The organism is Sphingomonas sp. jy18 (assembly GCF_056931895.1).
The window spans coordinates 784,474-810,061 of the sequence record NZ_JBXPBT010000001.1 but is presented as its reverse complement, the minus strand read 5'-3'; the positions used below and the strand labels follow the sequence as shown (position 1 = coordinate 810,061).

The 25,588-nt window shown below is 66.4% G+C and carries 23 protein-coding genes; 11 read left to right on the top strand and 12 right to left on the bottom strand.

Annotated elements, in window-relative coordinates:
• The first annotated feature begins 34 nt into the window (after nucleotides 1-34).
• From AC0QC4_RS04000 to AC0QC4_RS03955, 10 genes are all read left to right on the top strand, one after another.
• Nucleotides 35-970: a ribose-phosphate pyrophosphokinase gene (locus tag AC0QC4_RS04000; protein ID WP_483658417.1), complete on the top strand. Its 936-nt coding sequence runs from the start codon at nucleotides 35-37 to the stop codon at nucleotides 968-970.
• 11 nt (nucleotides 971-981) lie between these two features.
• Nucleotides 982-1,377: a cupin domain-containing protein gene (locus tag AC0QC4_RS03995; protein WP_483658416.1), complete on the top strand. Its 396-nt coding sequence runs from the start codon at nucleotides 982-984 to the stop codon at nucleotides 1,375-1,377.
• Nucleotides 1,374-2,156, top strand: coding sequence for a histidinol-phosphatase (gene hisN / locus AC0QC4_RS03990; protein ID WP_483658415.1), 783 nt, complete (start codon nucleotides 1,374-1,376; stop codon nucleotides 2,154-2,156). The genes AC0QC4_RS03995 and hisN overlap by 4 nt, the downstream gene beginning before the upstream one ends.
• Before the next feature lie 65 nt (nucleotides 2,157-2,221).
• Nucleotides 2,222-3,070 (top strand): helix-turn-helix domain-containing protein, encoded by an 849-nt coding sequence (locus tag AC0QC4_RS03985; protein WP_483658414.1) that lies wholly within the window; start codon nucleotides 2,222-2,224, stop codon nucleotides 3,068-3,070.
• A 166-nt stretch (nucleotides 3,071-3,236) separates the two neighbouring features.
• On the top strand, nucleotides 3,237-3,440 hold the full coding sequence (rpmI, locus tag AC0QC4_RS03980) for a 50S ribosomal protein L35 (protein ID WP_483658413.1): 204 nt from the start codon (nucleotides 3,237-3,239) through the stop codon (nucleotides 3,438-3,440).
• Between the two features lie 14 nt (nucleotides 3,441-3,454).
• Nucleotides 3,455-3,820 (top strand): 50S ribosomal protein L20, encoded by a 366-nt coding sequence (gene rplT, locus AC0QC4_RS03975; RefSeq protein WP_483658412.1) that lies wholly within the window; start codon nucleotides 3,455-3,457, stop codon nucleotides 3,818-3,820.
• An 85-nt stretch (nucleotides 3,821-3,905) separates the two neighbouring features.
• Complete coding sequence (gene pheS / locus AC0QC4_RS03970) at nucleotides 3,906-5,006, top strand: phenylalanine--tRNA ligase subunit alpha (RefSeq protein ID WP_483658411.1); 1,101 nt, start codon at nucleotides 3,906-3,908, stop codon at nucleotides 5,004-5,006.
• Nucleotides 5,003-7,450, top strand: coding sequence for a phenylalanine--tRNA ligase subunit beta (gene pheT, locus AC0QC4_RS03965; RefSeq protein ID WP_483658410.1), 2,448 nt, complete (start codon nucleotides 5,003-5,005; stop codon nucleotides 7,448-7,450). The genes pheS and pheT overlap by 4 nt, the downstream gene beginning before the upstream one ends.
• The gene (locus tag AC0QC4_RS03960; protein ID WP_483658409.1) at nucleotides 7,447-8,343 is read left to right on the top strand and encodes an aldose 1-epimerase family protein; all 897 of its coding nucleotides are present in this window, start codon (nucleotides 7,447-7,449) and stop codon (nucleotides 8,341-8,343) included. The genes pheT and AC0QC4_RS03960 overlap by 4 nt, the downstream gene beginning before the upstream one ends.
• On the top strand, nucleotides 8,340-9,902 hold the full coding sequence (locus AC0QC4_RS03955; protein WP_483658408.1) for a peptide chain release factor 3: 1,563 nt from the start codon (nucleotides 8,340-8,342) through the stop codon (nucleotides 9,900-9,902). The genes AC0QC4_RS03960 and AC0QC4_RS03955 overlap by 4 nt, the downstream gene beginning before the upstream one ends.
• Here AC0QC4_RS03955 and AC0QC4_RS03950 read toward each other — a convergent pair.
• Together AC0QC4_RS03950 and AC0QC4_RS03945 are read right to left on the bottom strand one after the other, a co-directional pair.
• The gene (locus AC0QC4_RS03950; protein ID WP_483658407.1) at nucleotides 9,899-10,279 is read right to left on the bottom strand and encodes a DUF4345 domain-containing protein; all 381 of its coding nucleotides are present in this window, start codon (nucleotides 10,277-10,279) and stop codon (nucleotides 9,899-9,901) included. The genes AC0QC4_RS03955 and AC0QC4_RS03950 overlap by 4 nt on opposite strands.
• 104 nt (nucleotides 10,280-10,383) lie before the next feature.
• The gene (locus AC0QC4_RS03945; protein WP_483658406.1) at nucleotides 10,384-12,705 is read right to left on the bottom strand and encodes a TonB-dependent receptor; all 2,322 of its coding nucleotides are present in this window, start codon (nucleotides 12,703-12,705) and stop codon (nucleotides 10,384-10,386) included.
• A 142-nt stretch (nucleotides 12,706-12,847) separates the two neighbouring features.
• On the opposite strand from AC0QC4_RS03945, the gene AC0QC4_RS03940 reads away from it, so the two are divergent.
• Entirely contained in the window at nucleotides 12,848-13,495 is a 648-nt protein-coding gene (locus AC0QC4_RS03940; protein WP_483658405.1) for a TetR/AcrR family transcriptional regulator, read from the top strand.
• Between the two features lie 754 nt (nucleotides 13,496-14,249).
• Here the strand turns inward: AC0QC4_RS03940 and AC0QC4_RS03935 are convergent.
• The 10 genes from AC0QC4_RS03935 to AC0QC4_RS03890 form a co-directional block, all read right to left on the bottom strand.
• Nucleotides 14,250-14,495, bottom strand: a complete 246-nt coding sequence (locus AC0QC4_RS03935; protein WP_483658404.1) for a hypothetical protein — start codon at nucleotides 14,493-14,495, stop codon at nucleotides 14,250-14,252.
• Between the two features lie 32 nt (nucleotides 14,496-14,527).
• On the bottom strand, nucleotides 14,528-15,517 hold the full coding sequence (gene nadA / locus AC0QC4_RS03930; protein ID WP_483658403.1) for a quinolinate synthase NadA: 990 nt from the start codon (nucleotides 15,515-15,517) through the stop codon (nucleotides 14,528-14,530).
• 86 nt (nucleotides 15,518-15,603) lie between these two features.
• Complete coding sequence (locus AC0QC4_RS03925) at nucleotides 15,604-16,371, bottom strand: hypothetical protein (RefSeq protein WP_483658402.1); 768 nt, start codon at nucleotides 16,369-16,371, stop codon at nucleotides 15,604-15,606.
• 83 nt (nucleotides 16,372-16,454) lie between these two features.
• Nucleotides 16,455-17,390, bottom strand: a complete 936-nt coding sequence (locus AC0QC4_RS03920; RefSeq protein ID WP_483658401.1) for an MBL fold metallo-hydrolase — start codon at nucleotides 17,388-17,390, stop codon at nucleotides 16,455-16,457.
• A gap of 163 nt (nucleotides 17,391-17,553) precedes the next feature.
• Nucleotides 17,554-19,260 (bottom strand): M56 family metallopeptidase, encoded by a 1,707-nt coding sequence (locus tag AC0QC4_RS03915; RefSeq protein ID WP_483658400.1) that lies wholly within the window; start codon nucleotides 19,258-19,260, stop codon nucleotides 17,554-17,556.
• Complete coding sequence (locus AC0QC4_RS03910) at nucleotides 19,257-19,625, bottom strand: BlaI/MecI/CopY family transcriptional regulator (protein ID WP_483658399.1); 369 nt, start codon at nucleotides 19,623-19,625, stop codon at nucleotides 19,257-19,259. Before AC0QC4_RS03910 ends, AC0QC4_RS03915 begins: the two co-directional genes overlap by 4 nt.
• Nucleotides 19,626-19,992: 367 nt before the next feature.
• On the bottom strand, nucleotides 19,993-21,369 hold the full coding sequence (locus AC0QC4_RS03905; RefSeq protein ID WP_483658398.1) for a phenylacetate--CoA ligase family protein: 1,377 nt from the start codon (nucleotides 21,367-21,369) through the stop codon (nucleotides 19,993-19,995).
• A gap of 5 nt (nucleotides 21,370-21,374) precedes the next feature.
• A complete protein-coding gene (locus AC0QC4_RS03900) occupies nucleotides 21,375-22,175 on the bottom strand; it encodes a class I SAM-dependent methyltransferase (protein ID WP_483658397.1) in 801 nt (266 codons plus the stop codon).
• A gap of 114 nt (nucleotides 22,176-22,289) precedes the next feature.
• Nucleotides 22,290-23,879 carry a helicase HerA-like domain-containing protein gene (locus tag AC0QC4_RS03895; RefSeq protein ID WP_483658646.1) on the bottom strand — a complete coding sequence of 530 codons (1,590 nt, stop codon included), beginning with the start codon at nucleotides 23,877-23,879 and terminating at the stop codon, nucleotides 22,290-22,292.
• Between the two features lie 120 nt (nucleotides 23,880-23,999).
• Complete coding sequence (locus AC0QC4_RS03890; RefSeq protein ID WP_483658396.1) at nucleotides 24,000-25,547, bottom strand: Do family serine endopeptidase; 1,548 nt, start codon at nucleotides 25,545-25,547, stop codon at nucleotides 24,000-24,002.
• Nucleotides 25,548-25,588: the final 41 nt, after the last annotated feature.

Genomic DNA, 25,588 nt, shown 5'->3' with positions numbered 1-25,588 from the left:
CAAAAGCGTCATAGTCGAAGGGGCCGCCACCGCCATGAAGATCATCTCCGGCAACAGCAATCTGCCGCTGGCCAGCGCGGTCGCCGACTATCTCGATCTGCCGCTGACCGACACCAGCGTGCGCCGCTTCGCCGACGAGGAGATTTTCGTCGAAATCCATGAGAATGTCCGCGGCCAGGATGTGTTCGTGGTCCAGCCGACCAGCTACCCCGCCAACGACAATCTGATGGAACTGCTGATCATCATCGATGCGCTGCGCCGCGCCTCGGCCAAGCGGATCACCGCCGTCGTCCCCTATTTCGGCTACGCCCGGCAGGACCGCAAACCGGGCCCGCGCACGCCGATCTCGGCCAAGCTGGTCGCCAATCTGGTGACCACCGCCGGCGCCGACCGCGTGCTCGCGGTCGATCTCCACGCCGGGCAGATCCAGGGCTTCTTCGATATCCCGACCGACAATCTCTATGGCGCGCCGGTGATGAGCGCGGACATCCAGGCGCGGTTCGGCTCGCGCAACCTGATGGTCGTCTCGCCCGACGTCGGCGGCGTGGTGCGCGCGCGCGCGCTCGCCAAGCGGCTCGACAATGCCCCGCTCGCCATCGTCGACAAGCGGCGGGAAAAGGCCGGCGAATCGGAGGTGATGAACATCATCGGCGACGTGCAGGGGCGCTTCTGCATCCTCATCGACGACATCGTCGATTCGGCCGGCACGCTGTGCAACGCCGCCGGCGCGCTGAAGGCGGCGGGGGCAGAGGAAGTCGTCGCCTATTGCACCCATGGCGTGCTGTCGGGCGGCGCGGTGGCGCGGGTCGACGGGTCCCAGCTCAAGGAACTGGTCATCACCGATTCGATCCAGCCGACGCCCGAGGTCAGTGCGTCGGATCGCATCCGCACCCTTACCATTGCCCCGCTGCTGGGCGAGGCCATCAAGCGCATCGCCGACGAAACCAGCGTGTCGTCCCTGTTCGACTGAGAAGCCCGGTCATGACCAGTCCCAGCATCTACACGCAGCCGCTGCATCTGGGATTGGGCGCGACCGCGGTCGTGCAGCCGCCTTTCAGCGGGATGGACTGGTATGCCGGCTATGGCGAGCGCCACGGCGCGGACGGCGCGGAAGGCCGGCTGGTCAGCCATTATCGCTTCACCGAGAATTGGGACAGTTGGGAGATGCACCCCGCCGGCGACGAGGTTGTGCTGTGTCTCGACGGCAGCATCGTCATCCATCAGCGGCTGGCCGACGGATCGGAGGCGACCGTGACGCTCGGCCCCGGCGATTATGCGATCAACCCGCCGGGCTGCTGGCACACGGCTGACGTAGCCGGTGCCGCCACCTGCCTGTTCATCACTGCCGGCCTCGGCACCGAGCATCGCCCGCGATGAGCCTCGCCACCGACATCGCCCTCGCCCAGCGCCTCGCCGACGCGGCCGGTGCCGCCATCCGTCCCTACTGGCGCGGGGACATCGGCCTCGAAAGCAAGGAGGACGCCTCGCCCGTGACGCTGGCGGATCGCGCGGCAGAGGCGGCGATGCGGCAGATATTGTCTGCAGAGCGCCCCGCCGACGGCATCATCGGCGAGGAATATGGCAATGAACGCCCCACCGCCTCGCGCCAGTGGGTGCTCGATCCGATCGACGGCACCACCAGCTTCGTCGCCGGCCGCCCGATCTTCGGCACGCTGATAGCGCTGATGCAAGATGGCTGGCCGCTGCTGGGGGTGATCGACCAGCCGATCGGGCGGGAACGCTGGGTCGGCGCGGCCGGGCAGGCGACGACCTTCAACGGCACCCCGGCGCGCGCGCGGCTATGCCCTGCGCTCGACCAGGCGGTGCTGGGGACCACCAGCCCGCACGCCTTTTCCGCGCATGAGGGCGAGCATTTCCTCAATCTCGCCGGCCGGGTGGCGCAGCGGCGCATCGTCTATGGCGGCGATTGCTACAATTATGGCCTCGTCGCCTCGGGCCACATCGATATCGTGGTCGAAGCCGGGCTGAAGCTGCACGATCTTGCCGCGCTGGTGCCGGTGATCGAAGGCGCGGGCGGCATGATGACCGACTGGAACGGCGATCCGCTCAACGCGGACAGTGCCGGGCACGTCATCGCGCTGGGCGATCCGGCGCGGCTGGAGGATGTGATGGAGGCGCTCGCCTGCGGCCATTGACCGAGGGCGAGCGCATGGTTCACAACCCCGGGTAGGGGGGAAGCGTGGATCAGCCGGATGTAGACATGCTTTTCGCGCAGCTGTCGCCGGAACTCCACGGCCTGGTGACGGCGATCTATGAGCTGCAGATCGGCGATGTCGCGGTGGCCGACCAGCAGCACCCCGAATGGTTCAACCTGCGCGTGCCGCTGTCGGGTCACTGGTGGTCCCGTCTCGATGACGGACCGGTGGAGCCCTTCCTGCCCAGCTTCGTGCAGGGCCCCAACACCTCGCTGATCGATTTTGGCGGCCATCGCGGGGCGATGTTCGGCTTCGGCCTGATGCCGGCCGGCTGGGCGCTGCTGTTCGGCGGCACGGCCGACGGGCTGGCCAATGCCAGCCGGCCGCTGTCGGATTTTCTCGATGCCGGGGAACTTGCGGCGCTGGTCGATGGGCTGTTTGCCCTGCCCGACTATGCGGCGCGCGCGGCGATGGTGCAGGCGATGCTGCTCAAGCGGCTCGCCGGGCGGCCGGTCGACACCTATGCCGCGCGGGTCATGGCCGCGCAAAAGGCGCTGCTCGATCCCGACGTCGGCACGGTGGAGGCCTTTGCCGAAGCGACCGGCCTGTCGGTGCGCACCCTTGAGCGGCTGTGCCATTCGTCGATGGGCTTTTCGCCCAAGCTTTTGCTGCGGCGCCAGCGCTTCATGCGCATGCTCGGGCAGATGCATCTCCAGTCGCCGGCCGACTGGCCCGGCTTTCTCGATCCCTTCTACAGCGATCAGAGCCACATGATCCGGGATTTCCATGCCTTTCTGGGCACCACGCCGACCCGCTATTTCGCGCGCGAACGGCCGATACTGGCGGTGGCGACCAAGCGGCGCATGGCGATGATGGGCGCGCCGGTGCAGATGCTGCCCAACAAGGTCGGCTGAGCCACGCCGGCCCGGCGGGCGAATCGCTTGCATTTGCGGGCATCAGCGGCTAACGGCACCGCTTCCTTTGCGCAGGCTGGCTGAAATGGGCTGCCACGCTTGTGCTCGAGGGAATCCCAGAAGTGCAATCGCGCAGGCGCGACGCACTGCCATAAAGGAGACCGAAATGCCCAAGATGAAGACCAAGAGCGGTGTGAAGAAGCGCTTCAAATTCACCGCAACCGGCAAGGTGAAGCACGGCGTCGCCGGCAAGCGTCACCGCCTGTCGAGCCACAATGCAAAATACATCCGTACCAACCGCGGCACCAGCGTGCTCAGCGAAGCGGATTCGGCACATGTGCGCCTGTGGGCGCCGTACGGCCTGAAGTAAGGGAGCGCTGAACCATGGCACGTGTCAAAAGAGGCGTTACCACCCGCGCCAAGCACAAGAATATTCTTGAACAGGCAAAGGGTTATTACGGCCGCCGCAAGAACACCATCCGCATCGCGCGGCAGGCGGTCGAAAAGGCCGGCCAGTACGCCTATCGCGACCGCAAGGTAAAGAAGCGCAGCTTCCGCGCCCTGTGGATCCAGCGCATCAACGCTGCCGTCCGCGCCGAAGGCCTGACCTATTCGCAGTTCATGCATGGCGTGAAGCTGGCCGGCATCGAACTGGACCGCAAGGTGATGGCCGATCTGGCGATGAACGAAGGCGCAGCCTTTGGCGCGATCATCGCGCAGGCGAAGGCGGCTCTTCCGAAGGCGGCGTAAGCCGGCTTCCCACCCTTCGAGACATGCGCACATGGGCGTGGGCGGCGATTGCCGTTCGCGCCCATTTGCTTATGGGGCGGACATCATGACCGACATCACCACACTCCAATCCGACCTCCTTTCCGCCATCGACGCGGCAGCCACGCCGGACGCGCTCGAAGCCGTACGCGTTGCCGCACTGGGCAAGCAGGGCAGCGTATCCGCGCTCTTGAAGACGTTGGGCGGGATGACGCCCGAGCAGCGGCAAGTGGATGGGCCGCGCATCAACGGGCTGCGGGAGGCGGTCGCCAATGCGCTCGCTGCACGCAAGGCGGCGCTGGACAGCGCGGCGCTCGAGGCGAAGCTGGCCGCCGAACGGCTCGACATGAGCCTCCCCGCCGATGCCACGCCCCGCGGCAGCATCCATCCGGTCAGCCAGGTGATGGACGAGCTGGCCGAGATTTTCGCAGACCTGAGCTTTGCCGTGGCAACAGGCCCGGAAATCGAGGACGAGTGGTTCAATTTCGACGCGCTCAACATCCCCGAGACGCATCCGGCGCGGGCGATGCACGATACCTTCTATTTCCCTGCAGACGTGCGCGGCGAGCGCGGCGGTCGGGTAGTGCTGCGCACGCACACCTCGCCTGTGCAGATTCGCACCATGCTGCAGGGCAAGACCCCGATCCGCATCATCGCGCCCGGCCGCGTCTATCGCAGCGACAGCGACGCGACGCACACGCCGATGTTCCATCAGGTGGAAGGACTGGTGATCGACCGGGCGATCCACATGGGCCATCTCAAATGGACGCTGGAAACCTTTCTCAAGGCCTTCTTCGAGCGGGACGACATCGTCCTGCGCCTGCGGCCCAGCTACTTCCCCTTCACCGAGCCGTCGGCGGAGGTCGACGTCGGCTACAAGCAAGAGAAGGGCCGTCGCGTCGTTGGCGGGTCGGGCGACGATGAAGGCCATGCGTGGATGGAGTTGCTGGGCTCGGGCATGGTCCACCGCAAGGTCATCGCCAATTGCGGGCTCGATCCCGACGAATGGCAGGGTTTTGCCTTCGGCATCGGCGTCGACCGGCTGGCGATGCTCAAATATGGCATGGACGATCTGCGCGCCTTCTTCGACGGCGACCTGCGCTGGCTGGCGCACTACGGGTTCAGTGCGCTGAATGTGCCGACCTTGAGCGGGGGGATTTCGGCATGAAGATCACGCTGGACTGGCTGCGCGATCATCTCGAGGGCAGTTTCACCGTCGATACCGTCGTCGCCACGCTCAACCGCATCGGCCATGAGGTCGAAGGGGTCGAGGACCCCGCGACGCGCCTGCGCGGCTTCCGCATCGCGCGGGTGCTGACCGCCGAGCGCCACCCGCAGGCGGACAAGCTGCAGGTGCTCAGCGTCGATACCGGCGATGGCGCGCCGCTGCAGGTGGTCTGCGGTGCGCCCAATGCGCGCGCTGGCCTCGTCGGCGTGCTCGGCCTGCCCGGTGCGGTGGTTCCGGCCAATGGCATGGAGCTGAAGGTCTCGGCGATACGCGGTGTCGAATCCAACGGCATGATGTGCTCGACGCGCGAGCTGGAGCTCGGCGACGACCATGACGGCATCATCGAATTGCCTGCGGACGCGCCGCTGGGCGCGGCCTTCGCCGATTATGCCTGCGCCTCCGATCCGGTGATCGACATCTCCATCACCCCCAACCGCCAGGACTGCATGGGCGTGCGCGGGATTGCGCGCGATCTGGCAGCAGCCGGGCTCGGCACCCTGAAGCCGCTTCACGTCCCCAAAACCGTAAGTGCTGAGCTTGTCGAAGCACGGCTCTCGGACGACACGCGCCCTTCGACAGGCTCAGGGCTACGGGATTTTGTTGAAGCAGGTCCCTGCGCCGCCGAAATCCGCACCGACGATTCCGAGGGCTGCCCCGCTTTCTACGGTCGCACCATCCACGGTGTGACCAACGGCGCTTCCCCCGACTGGATGCAGCGGCGGCTTAAGGCGGTGGGTCAGCGGGTGATTTCGGCGCTGGTCGACATCACCAACTATGTCATGCTCGATCTCGGTCGCCCCAGCCACGCCTATGATCTTGCCAAGCTGAGCGGTGTCGTGGTGGCGCGCAAGGCGGTGGCGGGAGAGGTCGCCGAGGCGCTCAACGGCAAATCCTACACATTGACCGAGAGCATGACGGTGATCGCCGACGACGTCTGCGTGCATGACATCGCCGGGATCATGGGCGGGGCGCATTCGGGCTGTTCGGACGACACCACCGACGTGCTGCTCGAAGTCGCCTATTTCACGCCCGAGCGCATCGCGCTGACCGGCCAGGCGCTGGCGCTGACCAGCGATGCCCGCGCCCGCTTCGAGCGCGGCGTCGATCCGGCGTTTCTGGACGACGCCACCGCGATCCTCACCGCGCTGATCCTCGAACATTGCGGCGGCACCGCCTCGCAGATGGTCCGCGCCGGTCAGCCGCCGGTCGAACCCAAAGCACTTGCCTATGATCCGGCCCGCTGTGCGGCGCTGGGCGGTATCGATGTACCCGCCGACCGGCAGCGGAGCATCCTGACCTCGCTCGGCTTCGATGTGCGCGATGATTGGGACGTTACCGTCCCCACCTGGCGCCGCGACATCGACGGTCCGGCCGATCTGGTCGAGGAAGTCACCCGCATCATCGGCTTCGACGCCATCGCCTCGGCCCCGCTGCCTCGCGACGCCGGTGTCGCCAAACCGACAGCGACGCCCGAACAGCTTGTCGAACGCAAGGTCCGCCGCGCTGCCGCCGCTGCCGGCTTCCACGAGGCGGTGACCTGGAGCTTCATCTCCGAAAGCGAAGCGGCCCGTGTTGGCGGCGGCCTCTGGAGCCTTGCCAACCCGATCAGCGAGGACATGAAGGTGATGCGCCCCTCGCTGCTGCCCGGCCTGCTCTCCGCCGCAGCGCGCAATGCCAATCGCGGCGCGGCATCGGTCCGGCTGTTCGAGCTTGGGCGGCGCTATCTGGCCGATGCCGAACGGCCGACGCTGGCCGTGCTGATGGCCGGCATGAAGCGCGATCGCAGCTGGCAGTCCGGCAAGGCAGGCCCGTTCGATGCCTTTGATGCCAAGGGTGCGGCACTGCATTTGCTGGAGGCCGCCGGCGCGCCGGTAGACCGGCTGCAGGTGATGGCGGTGGAGGGTGACGGCATCTGGCACCCGGGGCAGTCCGGCACGCTGCGGCTGGGGCCGAAGACGGTACTCGCCGAATTCGGTGCGTTGCACCCGGCGCTGACCAGGGCGTTCGATGTCGATGGACCGGCCATGGCGGCTCAGATCTTCCTCGACGCGCTGCCTGCGCGGCGCAACGCGTCGCCCGTGCGTGAGGCTTATTCGCCCCCCGCTCTGCAGGCAGTGACGCGCGATTTCGCCTTCCTCGTGCCCGCAGGCCTCCCGGCTGGCGACCTCGTGCGCGCCGTGCGTGGTGCGGACAAGGGAGCGATTGTCGACGCCCGCCTGTTCGATCGCTTCGCTGGACAGGGCGTGCCCGAAGGGCAGGTGAGCCTGGCGCTCGAAGTGACGATGCAGCCAGGCGACAAGAGCTTCACCGATGCCGAACTCAAGGCGATCAGCGACAAGGTGGTTGCCGCTGCGGCAAAGCTGGGTGCGAGCTTGCGCGGATGAGCGAGACGCTGACCATCGGTTCCGATGCCCTGACCGCGGTGATCGAGCCGCGCGGGGCGGAACTGCGCGCGCTGACCGATGCCAGCGGTGGCCGCTGGCTGTCGGATGGCGATCCGGCGTGGTGGAGCGGGGTTGCGCCCTTGCTGTTTCCGGTGGTCGGCGCGGTCGCCGATGACCGGATCCGGATCGGGGACGGCAGCTTCCCGATGCCCAAGCATGGCATTGCCCGCAAGGCGCTGTTTAGCGTGGTCGACCGCAGCGAGGCGCATGTCACGCTGCGGCTGTCGGATGCGGACGTCGGTCGGCAATCCTACCCCTTCGCCTTCCTGCTGGAGGTGACCCACTGCGTCGAGGGGCCGCAACTGGCCACGACAGCAACAGTGCATAATGCCGGCGATGTGCCGATGCCGTTCAGTCTCGGCTTCCATCCGGCCTTTTCCTGGCCGCTGCCGGGCGGGGAAGGCCAGGTGCATCGCGTGCGCTTTGCCGAAGCGGAGCCACAGCCCATTCGTCGTATCGATCCGGCGAGCGGCCTGATCCTGCCCGACGCCCGGCCGACGCCGGTCGAGGGCGATGTGTTGATCCCCGCGGCCGCGCTGTTCGAGCCCGATGCGATCATCTGGGACCATCTGCATAGCCGCAGTCTCTGGTTCGGCGTCGAGGGCGGGCCAGAGCTACAGCTCGACTACCCCGACTGTCCGATGCTCGGCATCTGGCAGAAACCCGGTGCCCCCTTCCTGTGCCTCGAGCCATGGGCCGGACATGCCGACCCGCTGGGCTATGACGGCGCGTTCGCCGACAAGCCTGGGTCGATGCATCTGGCGCCGGGCGTGTCGCGCAGTTTTCGCCTGACCGTCACCTTGCGCCCCTCAAAGCAGTCCTCGTCTTCATGACCCTCAACCGACGCACCTTCGCCATCATCGCCCACCCTGACGCCGGGAAAACCACGCTGACCGAAAAGCTGCTGATGGTCGGCGGCGCGATCCATCTCGCCGGAGAGGTCAAGGCGCGCGGGGCTGCGCGGCGTGCGCGGTCCGACTGGATGAAGATCGAGCAGCAGCGCGGCATCTCGGTCACCTCCTCGGTGATGACCTTCGAGCGCGACGGGATCGTCTTCAACCTGCTCGACACGCCGGGCCACGAGGATTTCTCGGAAGATACCTATCGCACCCTGACCGCGGTCGATTCGGCGATCATGGTGATCGACGCTGCCAAGGGCATCGAGCCGCAGACCCGCAAGCTGTTCGAGGTGTGCCGCCTCCGCTCGGTGCCGATCATCACCTTCGTCAACAAGGTCGACCGCGAAGGGCGCGATCCGTTCGAGACACTCGACGAGGTAGCGGACACGCTGGCGCTCGACGTATGCCCGATGAACTGGCCGGTCGGCATGGGCGGCGAATTCGAGGGGCTGTACGATTTCGCCAGCGGCCGCCTGTCACGGCCCGAGGGAGACAGCCGCGAGTTCCTCGGCGACGTCTCGCTGCACGAGGGCGTCGACGATCCCTCGCTGGAAGGCCGCCTCACTGCCGAAGGGCGTGCCCGGCTGGTGGCGGAGGCGGAGCTGGCGCAGGCGGGCTACCCAGAATTCGACGCTGCGGCCTATCGCGCCGGGGACCTGACGCCTGTCTGGTTCGGCTCGGCGCTCAAGCAGTTCGGCATGCCCGAGCTGCTCGCCGCGATCGCCGAGCATGCGCCACCGCCGCGCCCGCAGCCTTCGGATCAGGGCGAGGTTTCACCCGAGCGCGCCGACGTCACCGGTTTCATCTTCAAGGTGCAGGCCAATATGGATCCGCAGCACCGGGACCGCATCGCGTTCATGCGGCTGGTATCGGGCACCTTCCGCCGCGGCATGAAGCTGACCCCGTCGGCGCTAGGCAAACCGATCGCGGTGCATTCGCCCATCCTGTTCTTTGCGCAGGACCGGGAGATCGCCGACAGTGCCGAGCCGGGCGACATCATCGGCATCCCCAACCATGGCACGCTGCGGGTGGGCGACACGCTGTCCGAGCGCAACGACATCCGCTTTACCGGCCTGCCCAACTTTGCGCCTGAAATCCTGCGCCGCGTCGCGCTGAAGGACCCGACCAAGACCAAGCAGCTTCGCAAGGCGCTCGACGATCTGTCCGAAGAGGGCGTCATCCAGGTGTTCACGCCGGAGATCGGCTCCAACCTGATCGTCGGCGTGGTGGGGCAGCTCCAGCTCGACGTGCTGATTTCGCGCCTCGAGGCCGAGTATAAGGTCGAGGCGATGCTCGAGCCCTCACCGTTCGACACCGCGCGCTGGATCAAGGGCAGCGACGCGGCGATGAAGGATTTTGCCACCTACAATCGCGACAAGCTCGCCCGTGACCGTGATGGCAATCCGGTGTTCATGGCCAAAAGCGTCTGGGACGTGAACTATCAGGCCGAACGCCACCCCGAGGTCGCCTTCTCGGCGACCAAGGAGCGTTAGGCGGCGGCGTACAGGCGCCGGTGCCACCACCAGAACAGGGGTGGCAGGATGAGTTCCAGGCCGCCCAGAACGATGAACAGCGGCCCCGGCAGGCCGACGGCGAGCGCCGAGATGATCCGCGCGACACCGGTCAGGAAGAACAGCAGCAGCAGCGCACCAAAGGCCTGCGAGCGGGCCGCAAGATCGCGGCTGCACCAGATCATCGCCGCGCCGAAGCCCAGGAACAGGGTTGCGTAGAAGCGATCCTCGCTGTCCATGTTCGCGTTGACCGGCAGCGATCCGGGAATGACCGCCGGGCCGATGGCGATATGCGCCACCGCGATCAGGCAGCAGACGGCGCCGAACAGGGCAATGAGTGCAGCGAAAAGACGTGGCATCGGCCCACGCTTGCCCCCGCGCGCGACAAAGTCAAACATGCCGGTTGCAAAACGGGCCGCAAAGATTGCTCCCTGCGGCCCGCTTTCCTGACCACAAGAGGATGTCAGAAGTTGAACGTCACCGTGCCGAACACCTGGCGCGGGTTGCCGTAATAGGCCGTCAGCACGCCTTCTGCGCCCAGCGTCGAGCTGAAGCCCGGCTGGCCATTGGCAAGGATGAACGCTCCGGTATCGGGGTTCTGCCGCAGGAAAGTGTAACCGGAGACGATATACTGCTTGTCGGTCAGGTTGCGGGCATGGATGCCCACCGACCAGCGATCGTTCGGCGCGGTGTAGACCAGGCTCGCATCCCACAACGCATAGCCGGGCTGGTCGAGGAAGGCGTTGGCCAGCTCGAACTGCTGGGTGCGGCTGCGGTAGGAGACGGTGGTCGAGGCGTTGATATTGCCGTCACCGACCGGGACATTCCACGCCAGCGTGCCCGACGTCGTCCATTCAGGGGTGTTCTGGAAGGCCCGCCGATCGGCGACATTGATGCCGCGCGAATCGATGAACTCCTTATATTCGGCATCGATGTAGCCGAGCGTACCGGTGAAGGTCAGGCGGGCGCCGTCCATGCCGAAATCGCGCGCCGTGGCGACCGTTTCCAGCTCGAAGCCGTTGATGCGCGCCTTGCCGGCGTTGGTGGTGATGCCGATGAAGGTCTGCTGCCCGTTCACCGTGGTGCCGATTGACCCCGGGATCTGTACGTCCTCATAATCGGCGCGGAAGGCAGCGACGGCCACCGTCAGCGCGCGATCGAACAGCGATGCCTTGTAGCCGATCTCATAGCTGTCGACCGTTTCGGGATCGAAGGCGAGGAAATCATAAACCTGGTCGGCGTTGCAGGCGCCGCCGGCCGGCGTGCGGCAGGCGGTGGTCTGTCCACGCGGATCGAAGCCGCCGCCCTTGAAGCCCTGCGAATAGGAAATGTAGAAATTATGGTCCTCATTGGGCTGGAAGCTCAACGAAGCGCGCGGGGTGAAGCGGCCGAAGTCGGCATCGCCCCGGAAGTCCGATGTGGTGGCGAACAACACGCCGGTGCCGCCGAAGAAGGGCGACCCGCCGGCCAGATAGGTGCGGCGCAGCACCTGCGAGCGGCGGTTGTCCCACGTGTAGCGGCCGCCGAGCGACAGGCTGAGCTGCTCGGTGAAGTCGAAGGTGACATCGCCGAAGATCGCACCGGTGTCGGTATCGACATCGCCGAAGGTCAGCGCAGTGACCCCGCCGGGCAGGCGCACGTCGAAGACGGTGCGGGCATTGGCGTTGAGATAATAGGCGCCGAGCAGCGCATTGATCGGACCATCCGAGTAGAGGATCTGCAGTTCCTGGCTTATCTGGTCGTTGTTGTAGAAGGCGGGCACGTCGACATCGACCGCGGGCAATGCGTCGAAATCGATCGGCGTGGCGCTGTCATCCTTGCGATAGGCAGTGATCGAACGGACGGTGAAGCGGTCGTCGAGCTCGGCTTCGGCGAACAGCGACACGCCCCAGGCTTCGACATCCTGGGTCGGGGCGAGGAGCCCGCCACGCGAATCATAGACGTCGGCCAGAACCGGTGCGTTGGTGGCGAGGCTGGGGATCAGCCGGTGCCCGCCGCGCGGATTGGACTCATCCTTGGTATAGTCGCCCGACAGGCGCACGAAGATGCCATTGCCATGCACTTCGGCGGTCAGCCGGCCAGCCCAGATGTCTTTGTTGTAATTGTCCTGTCCGGTGGTGAGGTTGGTGCCGAAGCCCCCACGGCTGAGGCGCGCCAGCGATCCGCCGAAGCGCAGCGTGTCATCGCCGACCGGCAGGCCGAAGCTTATCACGCCGTCGGCCTGATCGTCGGTGCCATAGGTGGCACGCACCCGCAGGAACGGATCGTCGTCGATGCGGCGGGTGACATATTTGACCGCGCCGCCGATGGTGTTGCGGCCGTACAGCGTGCCCTGCGGGCCGCGCAGGATCTCGATGCGCTCGACGTCATAGATGTCGAGCACGGCGGCCTGCGGACGGTTGAGATAGACATCGTCGAGATAGAGGCCGACGCCCGATTCGAATCCCGCGACCGGATCCTGCTGGCCGACGCCGCGGATGAAGGCGGTCAACGTCGAATTGGTGCCGCGCGAGGTTTCCAGCGTGACGTTGGGGGTGACGTTGCTGAGGTCGGTGATGTCGATCGCACCCGTCGCTTCCAGGCTTTCGCCCGAAAAGGCGGTGATCGCCACCGGCACATCGAGCAGGCTTTCCTCGCGACGGCGCGCGGTGACAAGGATGTCGCCTTCATCGGCGGCATCTGCGGCGACGGTGTTGTCCTGCGCCAGAGCGGGAACGGCGCTCAGCGCCGAGAGCGCGACGGTGGCAAGCGAAACGGCACGCAGGTGGCGTTGCAAACGGCTCATGATATCCTCCCAATCGAGGGGCAATTGCCGGTCCGGGCCGTTGCGCCGATGGCGAGGCAGGAGTCGGTTGCGCCCTATCGACTTTCGCCTATACTGAAACCTGAACCAAGTTTCAACTTGGTCCTGCGAGGGTGGGTGAGAAATGGATCAGCAGCGTGACATTGCTGCAACGCCGGCGGCAGACCGGGCAGCGGGCGGGGCAGCAGGCAAGACGCCGCGCACGGCGCGCGGCGAGCGCACGCTGCGCGCGCTGCTCGATGCAGCGGCGGTGGAATTCGGCGAACGGGGCTTTCACGACGGATCGATCAGCGGCATCACCGGGCGGGCCGGCGTCGCGCTCGGCACCTTCTACACCTATTTCGATTCGAAGGACGAAATCTTCCGCGCGCTGGTGCACGACATGTCGCGCCGGGTGCGCGATCATGTCGCCCCGGCGCTGTCGGCCGCGCCCGACCCGCTGAGCGGCGAACGCGCCGCGCTCGAGGCGTTTCTGCGCTTCGCGACCGAGCATAAGGAAATCTATCGCATCATCGACGAATCCGAATTCGTCGATCCCGCAAGCTTTCGCCTGCATTATGAGACGACGGCGCAACGCATCGAGCAGCGTCTGGCCAAGGCGGCCGCCGAAGGGCGGGTACGTGGCGACATCGGTGAGGTGCATGCCTGGGCGATCATGGGCATGAACGTCTTCCTCGGCCTGCGCTATGGCCTGTGGGAAGGGGCAGATGCGGCAGCGGTGGCGGCCTGTGCCAACGACATGATCGTCAACGGCATCAAGCCGCAGTCTTGAAGCTGCAATCCCCGGGGCCCACGTTCCGATCCCGGCACCCTGATCCGCCACGGCAAGCGTGCGTCCGTCGCCCCGATGATTGTCGCAAAAAAAGGGCCCGACGACCTGCGCCGGGCCCCTGAAAGTTGAGCAATCCCTGTAGCCGGAAGGAAACAGGGACTGCCTTCGGGTCGCAGGGGTCCAATAGCGGTGATTCGGCGGCATCGCCGTGACAGAAGTCACAGATCGGTGCCGCTTCCGGCACGACGCAAAAAAATTGCAAATACAGAGGTTTCCGGAGGAGTAACCAGCGGGCCGCGGCGACCGGGGCAGGGCGCAACCCGGCGGCAGGCGGGCGTTGGTCCGGTGAACGGGGGCGCGACAAGCGCACAAAATGGATGGGCGCTGATCCCTTGCTGTCGCTCGCAGGCAAGCCTGCTTCGCAACCGCGCGGGGTCAGCGCCCACTTCGCCGATACGGCCTGATGCGATTTCCCCCGGTCATTTGCCGGCGCAAGCGCTGGCTAACGTCCTTCGGGCCCTGCCTTGGCTGCGCAAGCGCTGCTGGCTGGACGGCTTCGATCCGGTGAGGGATCGCCTGCCTGGTCTTCACATCCGCCCTTTCCGGCGGTGGCTCCGGCATCTACGCTTTGCTCCCCCTTGCAGGTTCGCTCCCCGTTCCAGCCTTTGCCTGATCCCCCTGCCCTGTCCGGCGGACGGCTGCGCTTTCGCTGAGCCTTGCCGGTCCGGCCTTGGCGGATCGTTTCGCTCGGGTTTCACCAGACCGGCATGGCCAAGGCCGCCTGCGTCTTCTGTTCCGCCCTTGCTCCTGGACCTCTGGTCATCTCCTTGCCGATCCCGCCGGTCCGCTTGCGCTTCCCTTTCGAACCGTCTGGAAGCTCCCTTCCGTCCGATGTCTTGAAGCTGTCATGAAAGCGGTGAGTCGCAAAGCGGGATTGCGCAAAGTGATGCACAGGCCGCAATCGAATCTGTGGATAAGTTTGCGCCAGCGACATTTTCATGCGCCGAGCCATGGGGGCGGCCCGCTGCTCGCTCAGGCGCGCCCCAGATCGCCCTTGCCGACCGTGCCGCTGGCCATGTCCAGCATCCGGTCGAGGCTCTTCTTCGCCTTCAGGCGCAGCCCCTCTTCCAGCTCGATGCGCGGCTCCAGATCGCGCAGCGCGACATAGAGTTTTTCCAGCGTGTTCAGCGCCATATAGGGGCAGATATTGCAGTTGCAGTTGCCGTCGGCACCGGGTGCGCCGATGAAGGTCTTTTCCGGCACCGCTTTCTGCATCTGGTGGATGATGTGCGGTTCGGTGGCGACGATCAGCGTGTCGCCGCCCATCGTCTTGGCGAATTGCAGAATGCCGCTGGTCGATCCGACATAGTCGGCATGGTCGATGATGTGCGGCGGGCATTCGGGGTGCGCGGCAACGGGTGCGCCGGGGTGCTGCGCCTTCAGTTTCATCAGCTCGGTCTCGCTGAACGCTTCATGGACGATGCACACGCCCGGCCACAGCAGCATGTCGCGTCCGAATTTGCGATTGAGATAGCCGCCCAGATGCCGGTCAGGGCCGAAGATGATCTTCTGCTCGGGCGGGATCTGGCTGATGATTGTTTCTGCCGAACTGCTGGTGACGATGATGTCGGAGAGCGCCTTCACCGCCGCCGAGCAGTTGATGTAGGTCAGCGCGATATGGTCCGGATGCGCGGCGCGGAAGCGGGCGAACTGCTCGGGCGGGCAGCTGTCCTCCAGGCTGCAGCCGGCGTCCATGTCGGGCAGGATGACGATCTTGTCGGGCGACAGGATCTTGGCCGTTTCCGCCATGAACTTGACGCCGCAGAAGGCGATGACGTCCGCGTCCGTCTCCGCCGCCTTGCGGCTGAGCTCAAGCGAATCGCCGACAAAGTCCGACAGGTCCTGGATTTCCGGCCGTTGATAATAGTGGCCTAGGATGACGGCGTTGCGCTCGACCTTGAGGCGCTTGATCTCGGCTACAAGATCGAGGCCGGTCAGATTTTCGCGGGTCTGGGCGGTCATGTCTATCAGCTCCGGCCCGGGACGGGCACCGCGCTAGATGCCCTCGCCGACCGACAGGGACAAGCGGTTGACGCGACTATTTTTGGTCAAAGGCCGGGTGGAGGCGTGCCATAGGCCAGCGGGGCAACCATCGCGCCGGGCGTGCCGGCGGTGACCCAGCCATAGATATTCCCCGCCAGCGGCGAATGACCAAGGATGTAGCCGAGCACCAAAACCAGCGGCAGGACCGGCAGCCCCCAGCGCCATGCCGGATGCACCGCCCCTTGTCGCCATTCACGGGCCACCGCGATCAGCGGGAAAACGATACCGGCAAAGGTGCTGATCTCGAACGCCCAGGGGATCAGGAAGGGCGACGGCAACAGCCGACCGAAGGCAGGGCCGAGTATCATCGCCATTGCACACAAGTGCAGCCTTCGGTGCCAGTCGGTGCGCTTGCGCATGGCAATTGCTGCCAGCACCAAACCGGTAAAGGCGAATAACGTCAGTGGGTTCGCGACCAGAAAATGCTGCGGGAGAAAGAAAAAGGGCGTGGTGCCGCGCTGGACGACAGTGACTGTGATGGCGAGACCGAAGACGAGCATCAGACCCACCCAGCCTAGCGCGAGCCAGCCAAGTCGGCGGTGAAGGGCGATGCGTCCGCTTGCTACCAGCGCGTGCTGGGTCATGAAAATCACTACCCAGCCCATGAAGACGATACCGTGCAGGTGATAGACGAGCGGCTGCGCAAAGGTAGAGCGGCCAAGCGCCATGTGCATGCTGAAGGCCGCGAAAATGATCAGGCCTATCGCCAACGCCAGCTTCATGAAGAAGCGCGCGTCATCACCGCTAGTCGCTGTTGTTACTACGCTCGCCATCGGGCCCCCCTCCCTATGTCGCCCAATTGATGGGCATGCAGCTGTTCTATGCGTCTCGATCGCAGAAATTGCCACCCCTGGGATCAGGCCCGGACATACCATCTTTCGCCGTCGCGTGCGGCCACGCCGCGTGCTTCCAGATCGAGCAGGTGCGCGAGGACCGATCGCCCCGCCGCGCCGGTCAGCCGCGGATCGAGGCCCTTGTACATGGCGGCGACCATCGCAGGGATGGCACGCGGGCCGTCGGCCAGTTCGCGCAAAATCTGCGCCTCGCGGCTCTTGCGGTGGCCCAGCATGCCGCGCACCAGCTGCTTGGGCTTGGTCACCGCTGCCCCGTGCGCGGGGTAATAGACGCGGTCGTCGCGCTCGTAGAGCTTGGCGAGGCTCGCCATATAGTCGGCCATATTGCCGTCGGGCGGGCTGACCACGCTGGTCGACCAGGCCATGACATGGTCACCGGTAAACAGCGCACCGCTTTCCTTGAGCGCGAAGCACAGATGGTTGCTGGTGTGCCCGGGGGTGGCGACGGCTTCGAGCGTCCAGCCATCGCCCTTTATGGTCTCGCCGTCGCGCAGCACGCGGTCCGGTGCATAGTCGGGGTCGAAGGCCGAATCGGCGCGCGGGCCATCGTCGGTCAGCGCGAGCGGGGCGCAGCCGATGATCGGCGCACCGGTCATGGCCTTCAGCGGCGCGGCGGCGGGGCTGTGGTCGCGGTGGGTGTGGGTGCACAGGATCGCCGCGACGCGCGCGGTGCCGACCGCGCGCAGGATGGCCTCGACATGCCCGGTGCCATTGGCGTCGGCATTGAACGGGGAGGCAGGGTCGCCGACGCTCTGGCCGCTGCCGGTCGGGCCGGGATCGATGATCGCCACGTCGCTGGCATTGCCGACGATCCACGTCTGGGTGCCGGTGAAGGTATAGGGCGAGGGGTTGGGGGCGAGCACCCGGCGCACCAATGGCTCATGCTGCTCGCAATCGCCGGCGCGGATGCTGTCGGGCCAGGGCTTGTCTTCACTCACCTTTGTCCCTGTGGCACCGCCGCGCGCAAAGGGAAAGGGCGGTCCGTTGCCGATGACCGGCGCCGGCCTCGTCAAAAAGACGGGCCGGAGCCCAAGGGGGAGGCTCCGACCCGAGTGCGCCCGGCGTCTTGCGGAGACCCCCGGGGTAACTGACTGGCGACGATCAGTTCTGGCGGTCGGCGATCTCGCGCTCGAGTTCCGCGATTTGCTCGTCCAGTTCGGCGAGCGCCTCGTCGCGACGGTCGCCGGCAAGCGCCGGGGAGTCGAGTGTTGCAAGGGCGCGGCGCGCCGAGCGCATGGCGTCGAGTTGAAGCGCCGGGCTGCCGTTGGTGCAGGTGAAAATGCTGAAGCCGGACGAGTCGTCATCCCCGTCGCCCGACCGCTCGATGACGCGGCGCGTGGTGTCGCCATCGCCGCAATCGATAATCTGCGCCGCACTGGCACGGCGCAGCGCTCGCCGCGCCTCGCGCTGGGCATCGGCACGGACGCGGCGCATGTCGATGACGATGCGCTGGTTCTCTGCGATGACGCGGTCGGCGTCGGCATGCGCGCGGGCAGCCTCCGCACGGGCTTCAGCAACGATCGCGGCAATTTCCGATTCGCTCGGCATGGCATCGCGATTGCGGATGATCACCCGACTTGTCTCACGATGACGCGTAGCCTCGCGTTCGGCGCGCTCCCGCGAGCGCTCAGCGTTGCGCACCTCCGCGTCGGACAGGCGACGGTTGCTGTGCAGGATGACGGTGGTGCCGTCATCGCGGCCGATGCGGGTGACAAAAACACCGTCTTCGCCGCTGATGTCGATTGTCTGGATGCCGTCAGGATGCGCCGGAGGTGCCGGTGGTGCGGGCGGCTCCGGCGCCTCGGGGGCTGCGGGTGCCGCAGGCGCCGCGGGCGGGTCCACCGGATCGGCGAGCACCGGCGTTGCGGTGGCGACGAGCGTGCCGATCAGCACCGTGCCGGCGAGCAGCATGCCGGCGCGGCGGCGGCCTTGCGAATGGTCTGGCTGGATCATCATGGCGAGTCTCTCCTTGAGACGGTCGGGCGCGACCATCGGACTGGCGAAGGCGGACATGTGGCCGCTGGCGGCCTTGGCCAGCGTGCGGGCATAGGTGGCGCGCGAATCGCGGCCGGTTTCGGCAAGCACGCAGGCGTCGCAGGCGGCTTCCTGGTCGAAGCGGAAATTGGCCCAGGCGCGGCGCACCAGCGGGTTGAACCAGTGCAGCGCCGCGAACAGCACGGCAAAGGCATTGGCCCACAGATCGCCGCGCTGGTGGTGCGCCAGCTCATGCGCGATGGCGAGCCGCTGTTCGACGGGGGTCAACGGCAGGATATGCTGGCTGGGCAGCACGATCACCGGATTGAACAGACCGAACGACACTGGCCCGCCAACCTCGTCGCTGACATAGACGCGGATGCGGCCGACATGCTCGACCAGCTCGCCATGCCGCAGCGCCGCGAGCAGGCGGCGGTGGATCAAGGCCTGCCATGCCAGCGTCACCGCGGCTCCACCCAGCCACAGCGCCAGCAGCAGCCATGGCCAGCTTGCGGGCACATAGGCAGCCGCCTGATCGATCAGCGACGGCGCAGCCGGGCCGGTCGCGTCGATCAGCAGTACCGTCGCACCGGACGTGGCCCCGGTGGGCGCAGGCAGCGACGGCAGCAATTGCGGCAAAGGCGGCAGGATCAGCCTTGCCGCCGGTATGGCCCACAGCAGATAGGCGATTTCCGGGCCGAAGTGGCGCGCCACCGGCTTGCGGACCGCGATCACCAGCAGCACCAGCAGGGTGGTGACCACCAGCGTGTCGATCGCCCAGATCAGCAGCGCGGGCAGGCCGGACGCCGCATCGATGAACAGCGGGGCGATCATTGCTCCAGCCTTTCGATCAGCGCTTTCAGTTCGGCGATGTCATCTTCGGTCAGCGCCTCGCGCTCGGCGAGATGCGCGACCAGCGGAGAAACCCGCCCGTCGAACAGCCGGTCGACCAGTCGCTGCGATTCGCGGGCCTGGAAATCCTGCTGCGCCACCAGCGGACGGTAAAGGAAGCGGCGGCCGTCTTCTTCGGCCGCAACTGCGCCCTTGGCGACGAGGCGTGACAGCAGGGTCTTGACCGTTTGCAGGCTCCAGCCGCGGTCGTCCGCGACGTCGTCGCCCACCTGTGCGGCGGTGGCGGGGTTGGTGCGCCACAGGGATTCCATGATGGCCAGTTCGGATTCGCTGATTCGCTCGGTCATCGGTCATTCCTACTTGACTACATGTGTAGATGATGACCTGAAAGCAATGGCCTTGTCAAGCACTTGGGCATCGCTTCATCGCCGCAGTCATTCGATCGGTCGTTACACGGGCGATGAAAGGCCTAACCGGATTTTCACCGGCTTCTGTCGGAAAAATTGACATAAGGCGCAGATGGTTAGCAGAGCTTAACCATCATCAGGCGCGGTTTTGCGCGATTTGCCAAAACTGGCACGGGGTCTGCATAGTATAACGCGTTCCTGAGGGCTTTCGCCCACATGAAGCGGGTTGGCACAGTCTGGTCCCTGTTCGCCAACCCGCTTCAACCCGGAACCTCCCCTGACATCGGTATCGACAGCTCCGGTCGCGCTACAGCAGCGACACGAACTCCTCGAACTTGCCGTTCCTGCCGAGCGGCAACCGCCCCTCGAAATAGACCAGCTCGATGCGATAGGGGTGGCGCAGCTTCCACTGGAAATGCGCAACCAGCGCGGCTTCTTCCTCACCGGTGAGCGGGCGCTCGGTCACCAGCCGCACCTCGATGCGGTCCACCTCATGCTGGCGGAACTGATATTGGATGATCGGGGCGATGTCGCGCATCTGCTTGTAACCGGTCAGCGGCCAGTGACGCGATCCGTCGGGCTTGACGATCATGTTGCGCGTGCGGCCCAGGATGCGGGTCAGCGTCGGCAGCCCGCGACCGCAGCGGCAGGGGCCGCCGGCCACCGCATGATCGCCGATGGCATAGCGGATCATCGGCGATGCCAGATTGTGGAGATCGGTCAGCAGCACCCGGCCGGTCTCGCCTTCGGCCACCGGCTGGCCGGCGTCGTCGACCAGTTCGACCAGCAGCGTCTCCGAACAGATATGGTAATGCTCCGGCACATCCGGGCATTGCAGCGCGATATAGCCCATCTCCTCGCTCGAATAGCAGTCGATGATCGGCGCATCATGCACCATCGCCACCCGCTCGCGCGTGTCCGGTGTCAGCGTCTCGCCCATGCTGCGCCAGCGCTTGACGCTGGGCAGGGCGATACCCCTGGCCTGCATCCGCTCGGCCAGAGCGGCCAGATTGCTGGGATAGATCAGCACCGTTTCGGCCCCGAATTCGGCAAACATGTCGAGCTGGCGGTCGATGTCGGTTTCGATGTCGATCAGCAGCATCGGCCCGGTCTGCCACAGCAGGTTCATCGGTGCCGACCAGTCGGGCACCGGGCCGTGCTGGGTCAGGTTGGCACGGATCGCAGTAAAACGGGCCGTCAGGTCCGGCTCTGCCCACAGATGGAACCGCACGGACAGGCCCAGCCAGTGCAGCCGGTTGAGCGCAGTGCGGACCACCCGCACCGGCTCGCCGGTCGATCCCGACGTGTTCACCATGCCGGTCGGGCGATGCATCTTGGGCAAAGCCTCTGCCGCCGCCACGTGCCGGCCCGATTGCACCATCGGGCGCGTCAGCTCGGGCAGGCGGCACAGCGCCTCGGGGGTGGCGAGTTCGTCTGCCGTCAGTCCGGCGGCGGCCAGCCGCTCGGCAAAGGCAGGGCTGTGCCGGGCGTGGAACTGCGCCAGCACCGAGAGCTGGCGATACTGGCGCGCGACGATCTCCTCGACCGGCAGCCACTGGCTGCGGTCGAACTGCCACGCCATGCTGGCGAGCACCGCGTGCCGGTCATCGGCCACAGGCGGCCAGTCGGACAATGGCGTGTTGCTGCGCATGGCCGCCAGGCGCGGGTCCGGGAGCCCGTGCAAGCCCTTCATGGCCGTTCGAGCACCAGCAGCGGGCAATGGTCGGCGAGCGGATAGCCCGATGTTTCGACAAAGCAGCTCGGTGCCGGCCAGTGGCGGTCGAGCAGCGCCGTCAGCTCGGCACGTCCCGGATAGCAATGGACATAGCCCGAACCCCGATAGGCGTCGATTTCTGCAATCTCGTCCAGCGACCAGCCGGTCGCGGCGGACAGCATCGCGCGATCGGGTACCAGCGCCTCGAACCGCTCGTGCAGGCGCGCGCTGGCCACGGTGATGTCCGCACCCTCGCGCGCCACCGCCATGTTGAAACGCTGCTTGAACGCGTGGAAGCCAAGCGTGCCCTGCATCGCCTCGGCGAGCACTGCCTCGGCCGGAGGATGATGCTCGGGCGTGGCGAAGCAGCGCAGCACGATCCGCCCACCCGGGCGCACCACCCGCCACAGTTCGGCGAGCAGCGCCGGTTGCTCATGCGGCCAGCCGAGCATCGACACTACGCCGTCCCCCATCGCCCCGCCAACCGATGCGTCGGCCAGCGGCATCGCTTTCCAGTCGGCAAGCAGCGCGTGTTTGGTGGGCGTGTCGCCGGGCCAAGCCAGCGCAATCATCTCTGCATTCCAATCCATCGCGACGATGGCGCGGCCGATATTGGCGAGCTCGGGGGTGACGCCGAGCAGCAGCAGCGGGTCGCTGCAGGGCGCGAGCAGGTCGGCGATGTGCAGCGCCACCGTTGCAGGCGGGCGCAGTGGCGGCTTCAGCGTGGGCCAGCGGCGATGGAAGTCGCGGGGAAGGGAGTTCGCCCCTTTACCCATTTCCGAATATGCTGAGCTTGTCGAAGCACTGCCCTTTTCTTTGAGCGTCGCAGAAAAAACGGCAGCCCTTCGACAAGCTCAGGGTGGTCGGGATTGAGGAGTCGATGGTGCTAATCATCGTCCCCCGAACAGGTTGCCGAGAATGCCGCGGACGATTTGTCCGCCCACCCCGCCGCTGCGCGAGCCACGCCCGCGTCCGCCGCCGAAGATGGCGCGACCGACCTCGTTGGCGACCTGCCGTCCGATCGAGGAGGAGGCCGAGCGCACGGCCGCGTCGAAGGCGCTGGGCTTGGCCGCCTCACGCGCTGCGGCACGCTCCTGCGCCAGCCGCTCGCGCTCGGCGGCCGCGCGCTGTTTTGCTTCTTCTTTGGCGCGCGCGGCCTCTGCCTTGGCGGCTTCGTCGGCAGCCTGCGCCTCTGCGGCAGCCGCGACCGCGGCCTGCCCGCGCGCGGCGAGCAGTTCCTCGGCCGACTCGCGGTCGATGGCGGTGTCATATTTCTCGCCGACGATGCTGGTCGAGCGGATGATCGCCCGTTCGCGCGCGTCGAGCGGTCCGACCCGGCTCGACGGCGCCTTGATCAGCGTGCGCTCGACCATCGACGGCGCGCCATCGGCCATCAGCGTCGAGACCAGCGCCTCACCGACCTTCAACTGGGTGATGACCTGTTCGACATCGAGCGCCGGATTGGGGCGGAAGGTTTCGGACGCGGCCTTGATCGCCTTCTGTTCGCGCGGGGTAAACGCGCGCAGGGCGTGCTGGACGCGGTTGCCGAGCTGCCCGGCAACGCTGTCGGGAATGTCGATCGGGTTCTGGGTGACGAAATAGACGCCGACGCCCTTGGAGCGGATCAGCCGCACGACCTGCTCGACCTTTTCGAGCAAGGCTTCCGGCGCTTCGTCGAACAGCAGGTGGGCCTCGTCGAAGAAGAAGACCAGCTTGGGCTTGTCGGGGTCGCCGACCTCGGGAAGCGTCTCGAACAGTTCGGACAATAGCCAGAGCAGGAAGGTGGCGTAGAGCTTGGGGCTCGCCATCAGCTTGTCGGCGGCGAGGATGTTGATCACGCCGCGTCCGCTGTCATCTTGTCGGATCATGTCCATGATGTCGAGCGCGGGTTCGCCGAAGAATTTGTCGCCGCCCTGATCCTCCAGCGTCAGCAACTGCCGCTGGATCGCGCCGACGCTGGCCTTGCTGACATTGCCATAACGGGTCGCGAGATCGGCGGCATTTTCCGCGCACCACGCCAGCATCGCCTGCAGATCGCCAAGATCGAGCAGCAGCAGCCCCTGCTCGTCGGCCAGGCGGAAGGCGATCGAGAGCACGCCCTCCTGCGTCTCGTTGAGTCCCAGCAGACGGGCGAGCAACAGCGGTCCCATCTCGGAAATGGTGGTGCGGACCGGATGGCCCTGCTCGCCGAACAGGTCCCAGAAGGTGACGGGATTGTCCTTGTACGCCCAGTCGCTCTGGCCGATTTCGGCGGCGCGCTGGCTGAAAATCTCGTGCAGCTTGCCGGTCGGCGTGCCCGCCAGCGCCATGCCGCTGAGGTCGCCCTTCACGTCGGAGACGAAGACGGGAACACCGGCGGCCGAGAAGCTCTCGGCCATGCCCTGCAGCGTCACCGTCTTGCCGGTGCCGGTCGCTCCGGCGATCAGCCCGTGGCGGTTGGCGCGGCGCAGCGTGATGACCTGGCGGACACCACCGCCCATGCCGATGAAAAGGTCGGTCGCGTCGGTCACTATGCTTCATCCCCCCACGGATGCCAAAAGGGCGGACCGTTGCCGGCCCGCCCTTGGTCTAATCGGTCGCTTGGCAGAATCAAGCTGGGGTCAGTTGCCCAGCACCAGCGGCACATATTGCGGGCGCACGCCGCGGCGGACGATCTGCACCAGTATCGCCGTGCGTCCCTGCTGCTTGGCCTGCGCGATTGCCGCCGCAAGATCGGCATTGCTGGTCACGGCGCGGCCGTGCGCGTTGAGGATCACGTCGCCGCGACGGATGCCCTTGGCTGCGGCGTCGGACGATCCCGATACGGCCGCAATCACTACGCCACGGGTGGATGTGTCGATGCCGATCGCACGGGCAATTTCGGCAGTCAGCTGCTGCGTCACCAGCCCCAGTTCGGAACGGATGGCGGTGTCCGCCGTCTCGGTCGGTGCCTTCTGCTGGCTGAAATCCTCTTCGGCATCCATGTCGAACTGTTCGCCAGCCAGCTCTTCTGCGGGCGGGCGGGTGCCGACGGTGACATTGACGGTCAGGCGGCGGCCATCGCGCAGCAGCTCGACCGGCACGCGGGTGCCTGGGGCGATGTTGGCGACAATGTAGGACAGATTCTGGTCAGGCGTGACGTCCTGCCCATTGATCCGCAGCACCACGTCTCCGGCCTCGATGCCGCCGCGCGCTGCCGCGCCATCGGGCACCACCCGGTTGATGAACTCGCCGCGCGAGCGGTCGATGCCGAGCGCATTGGCGAGGTCTTCGGTCAGCGGGCCGCGCTCGACGCCGAGATAGCCGCGGGCGATGGTGCGGCCCTCGATGAGCTGGCGGACAATCGGATCGGCCACTTCGGCCGGAATGGCGAAGCCGAGACCGATGCTGCCGCCATTGGGGGAGATGATCGCCGAGTTGATGCCGATCACCCGGCCCGACATGTCGAACAGCGGCCCGCCCGAATTGCCCTGGTTGATGGCTGCGTCGGTCTGGATGTAGCGGTCGAACGCGCCGCCGGTGCCCAGACCTGCCGGGCCGACATTGCGGTAGAGCGCCGAGACGATGCCGGAGGTGACGGTTCCGCCGAAGCCGAGCGGGTTGCCGATGGCGATCACCCAGTCGCCCACGCGGGTCTGGGTGGAATCGCCGAAGGCGACGTGCGGCAGGTTGCGGCCGTCGATCTTGAGCACCGCCAGATCCGAATCGGGGTCGCGACCGACCAAGGTCGCCACATATTCGGTGCGGTCGGGCATGGTCACGGTGATCTGTTCGACCACCGCATTGGGCGCGCCGGGCGAGACAACATGGTTGTTGGTGACGATGTAGCCATCGGCCGAGATGATGAAGCCGGAGCCGAGCGACTGGCCGCGCCGGGTGACCGGGGCGCCCTGCCCGCCGCCGCCCTGGCCGCCGCCGAACAATCCTTCGAACGGCGTGCCGGCGAACGGGTTGCTCGGCACCTGGATGCGCTGGCGGGTGGAGATGTTGACCACGGCAGGCTGCAGTTGCGCGGTCAGATCGGCAAAGCTGGTCGGCGCGCCGGCGCGCGGCGTGATCGCCGTCGGGCTCGCGCCCGGATCCTGGGCAGAAAGTGGCGCCTGCGCAGTCAGGGCGAGTGCGCTGCCGCCGATCAGCAGGGCAGACGTGATGGCATAAACATGTCGCACGGTCGGGTTCTTCCTCTTCGATTCGCGCCTGTCATGCCAGC

Excerpts from the sequence above, each read along its gene's own strand:
- pheS (WP_483658411.1), top strand. The coding sequence starts at position 3,906 with ATGACCGACATCACCACACTCCAATCCGACCTCCTTTCCGCCATCGAC.
- AC0QC4_RS03940 (WP_483658405.1), top strand. The coding sequence starts at position 12,848 with ATGGATCAGCAGCGTGACATTGCTGCAACGCCGGCGGCAGACCGGGCA.
- AC0QC4_RS03935 (WP_483658404.1), bottom strand. The coding sequence starts at position 14,495 with ATGAAAATGTCGCTGGCGCAAACTTATCCACAGATTCGATTGCGGCCT.
- AC0QC4_RS03900 (WP_483658397.1), bottom strand. The coding sequence starts at position 22,175 with ATGGGTAAAGGGGCGAACTCCCTTCCCCGCGACTTCCATCGCCGCTGG.
- hisN (WP_483658415.1), top strand. The coding sequence starts at position 1,374 with ATGAGCCTCGCCACCGACATCGCCCTCGCCCAGCGCCTCGCCGACGCG.
- AC0QC4_RS03945 (WP_483658406.1), bottom strand. The coding sequence starts at position 12,705 with ATGAGCCGTTTGCAACGCCACCTGCGTGCCGTTTCGCTTGCCACCGTC.
- rpmI (WP_483658413.1), top strand. The coding sequence starts at position 3,237 with ATGCCCAAGATGAAGACCAAGAGCGGTGTGAAGAAGCGCTTCAAATTC.
- nadA (WP_483658403.1), bottom strand. The coding sequence starts at position 15,517 with ATGACCGCCCAGACCCGCGAAAATCTGACCGGCCTCGATCTTGTAGCC.
- AC0QC4_RS03960 (WP_483658409.1), top strand. The coding sequence starts at position 7,447 with ATGAGCGAGACGCTGACCATCGGTTCCGATGCCCTGACCGCGGTGATC.
- rplT (WP_483658412.1), top strand. The coding sequence starts at position 3,455 with ATGGCACGTGTCAAAAGAGGCGTTACCACCCGCGCCAAGCACAAGAAT.
- AC0QC4_RS03910 (WP_483658399.1), bottom strand. The coding sequence starts at position 19,625 with ATGACCGAGCGAATCAGCGAATCCGAACTGGCCATCATGGAATCCCTG.
- pheT (WP_483658410.1), top strand. The coding sequence starts at position 5,003 with ATGAAGATCACGCTGGACTGGCTGCGCGATCATCTCGAGGGCAGTTTC.
- AC0QC4_RS03915 (WP_483658400.1), bottom strand. The coding sequence starts at position 19,260 with ATGATCGCCCCGCTGTTCATCGATGCGGCGTCCGGCCTGCCCGCGCTG.
- AC0QC4_RS03895 (WP_483658646.1), bottom strand. The coding sequence starts at position 23,879 with ATGGGCGGTGGTGTCCGCCAGGTCATCACGCTGCGCCGCGCCAACCGC.
- AC0QC4_RS03950 (WP_483658407.1), bottom strand. The coding sequence starts at position 10,279 with ATGCCACGTCTTTTCGCTGCACTCATTGCCCTGTTCGGCGCCGTCTGC.
- AC0QC4_RS03995 (WP_483658416.1), top strand. The coding sequence starts at position 982 with ATGACCAGTCCCAGCATCTACACGCAGCCGCTGCATCTGGGATTGGGC.
- AC0QC4_RS04000 (WP_483658417.1), top strand. The coding sequence starts at position 35 with ATGAAGATCATCTCCGGCAACAGCAATCTGCCGCTGGCCAGCGCGGTC.
- AC0QC4_RS03955 (WP_483658408.1), top strand. The coding sequence starts at position 8,340 with ATGACCCTCAACCGACGCACCTTCGCCATCATCGCCCACCCTGACGCC.
- AC0QC4_RS03925 (WP_483658402.1), bottom strand. The coding sequence starts at position 16,371 with ATGGCGAGCGTAGTAACAACAGCGACTAGCGGTGATGACGCGCGCTTC.
- AC0QC4_RS03985 (WP_483658414.1), top strand. The coding sequence starts at position 2,222 with ATGCTTTTCGCGCAGCTGTCGCCGGAACTCCACGGCCTGGTGACGGCG.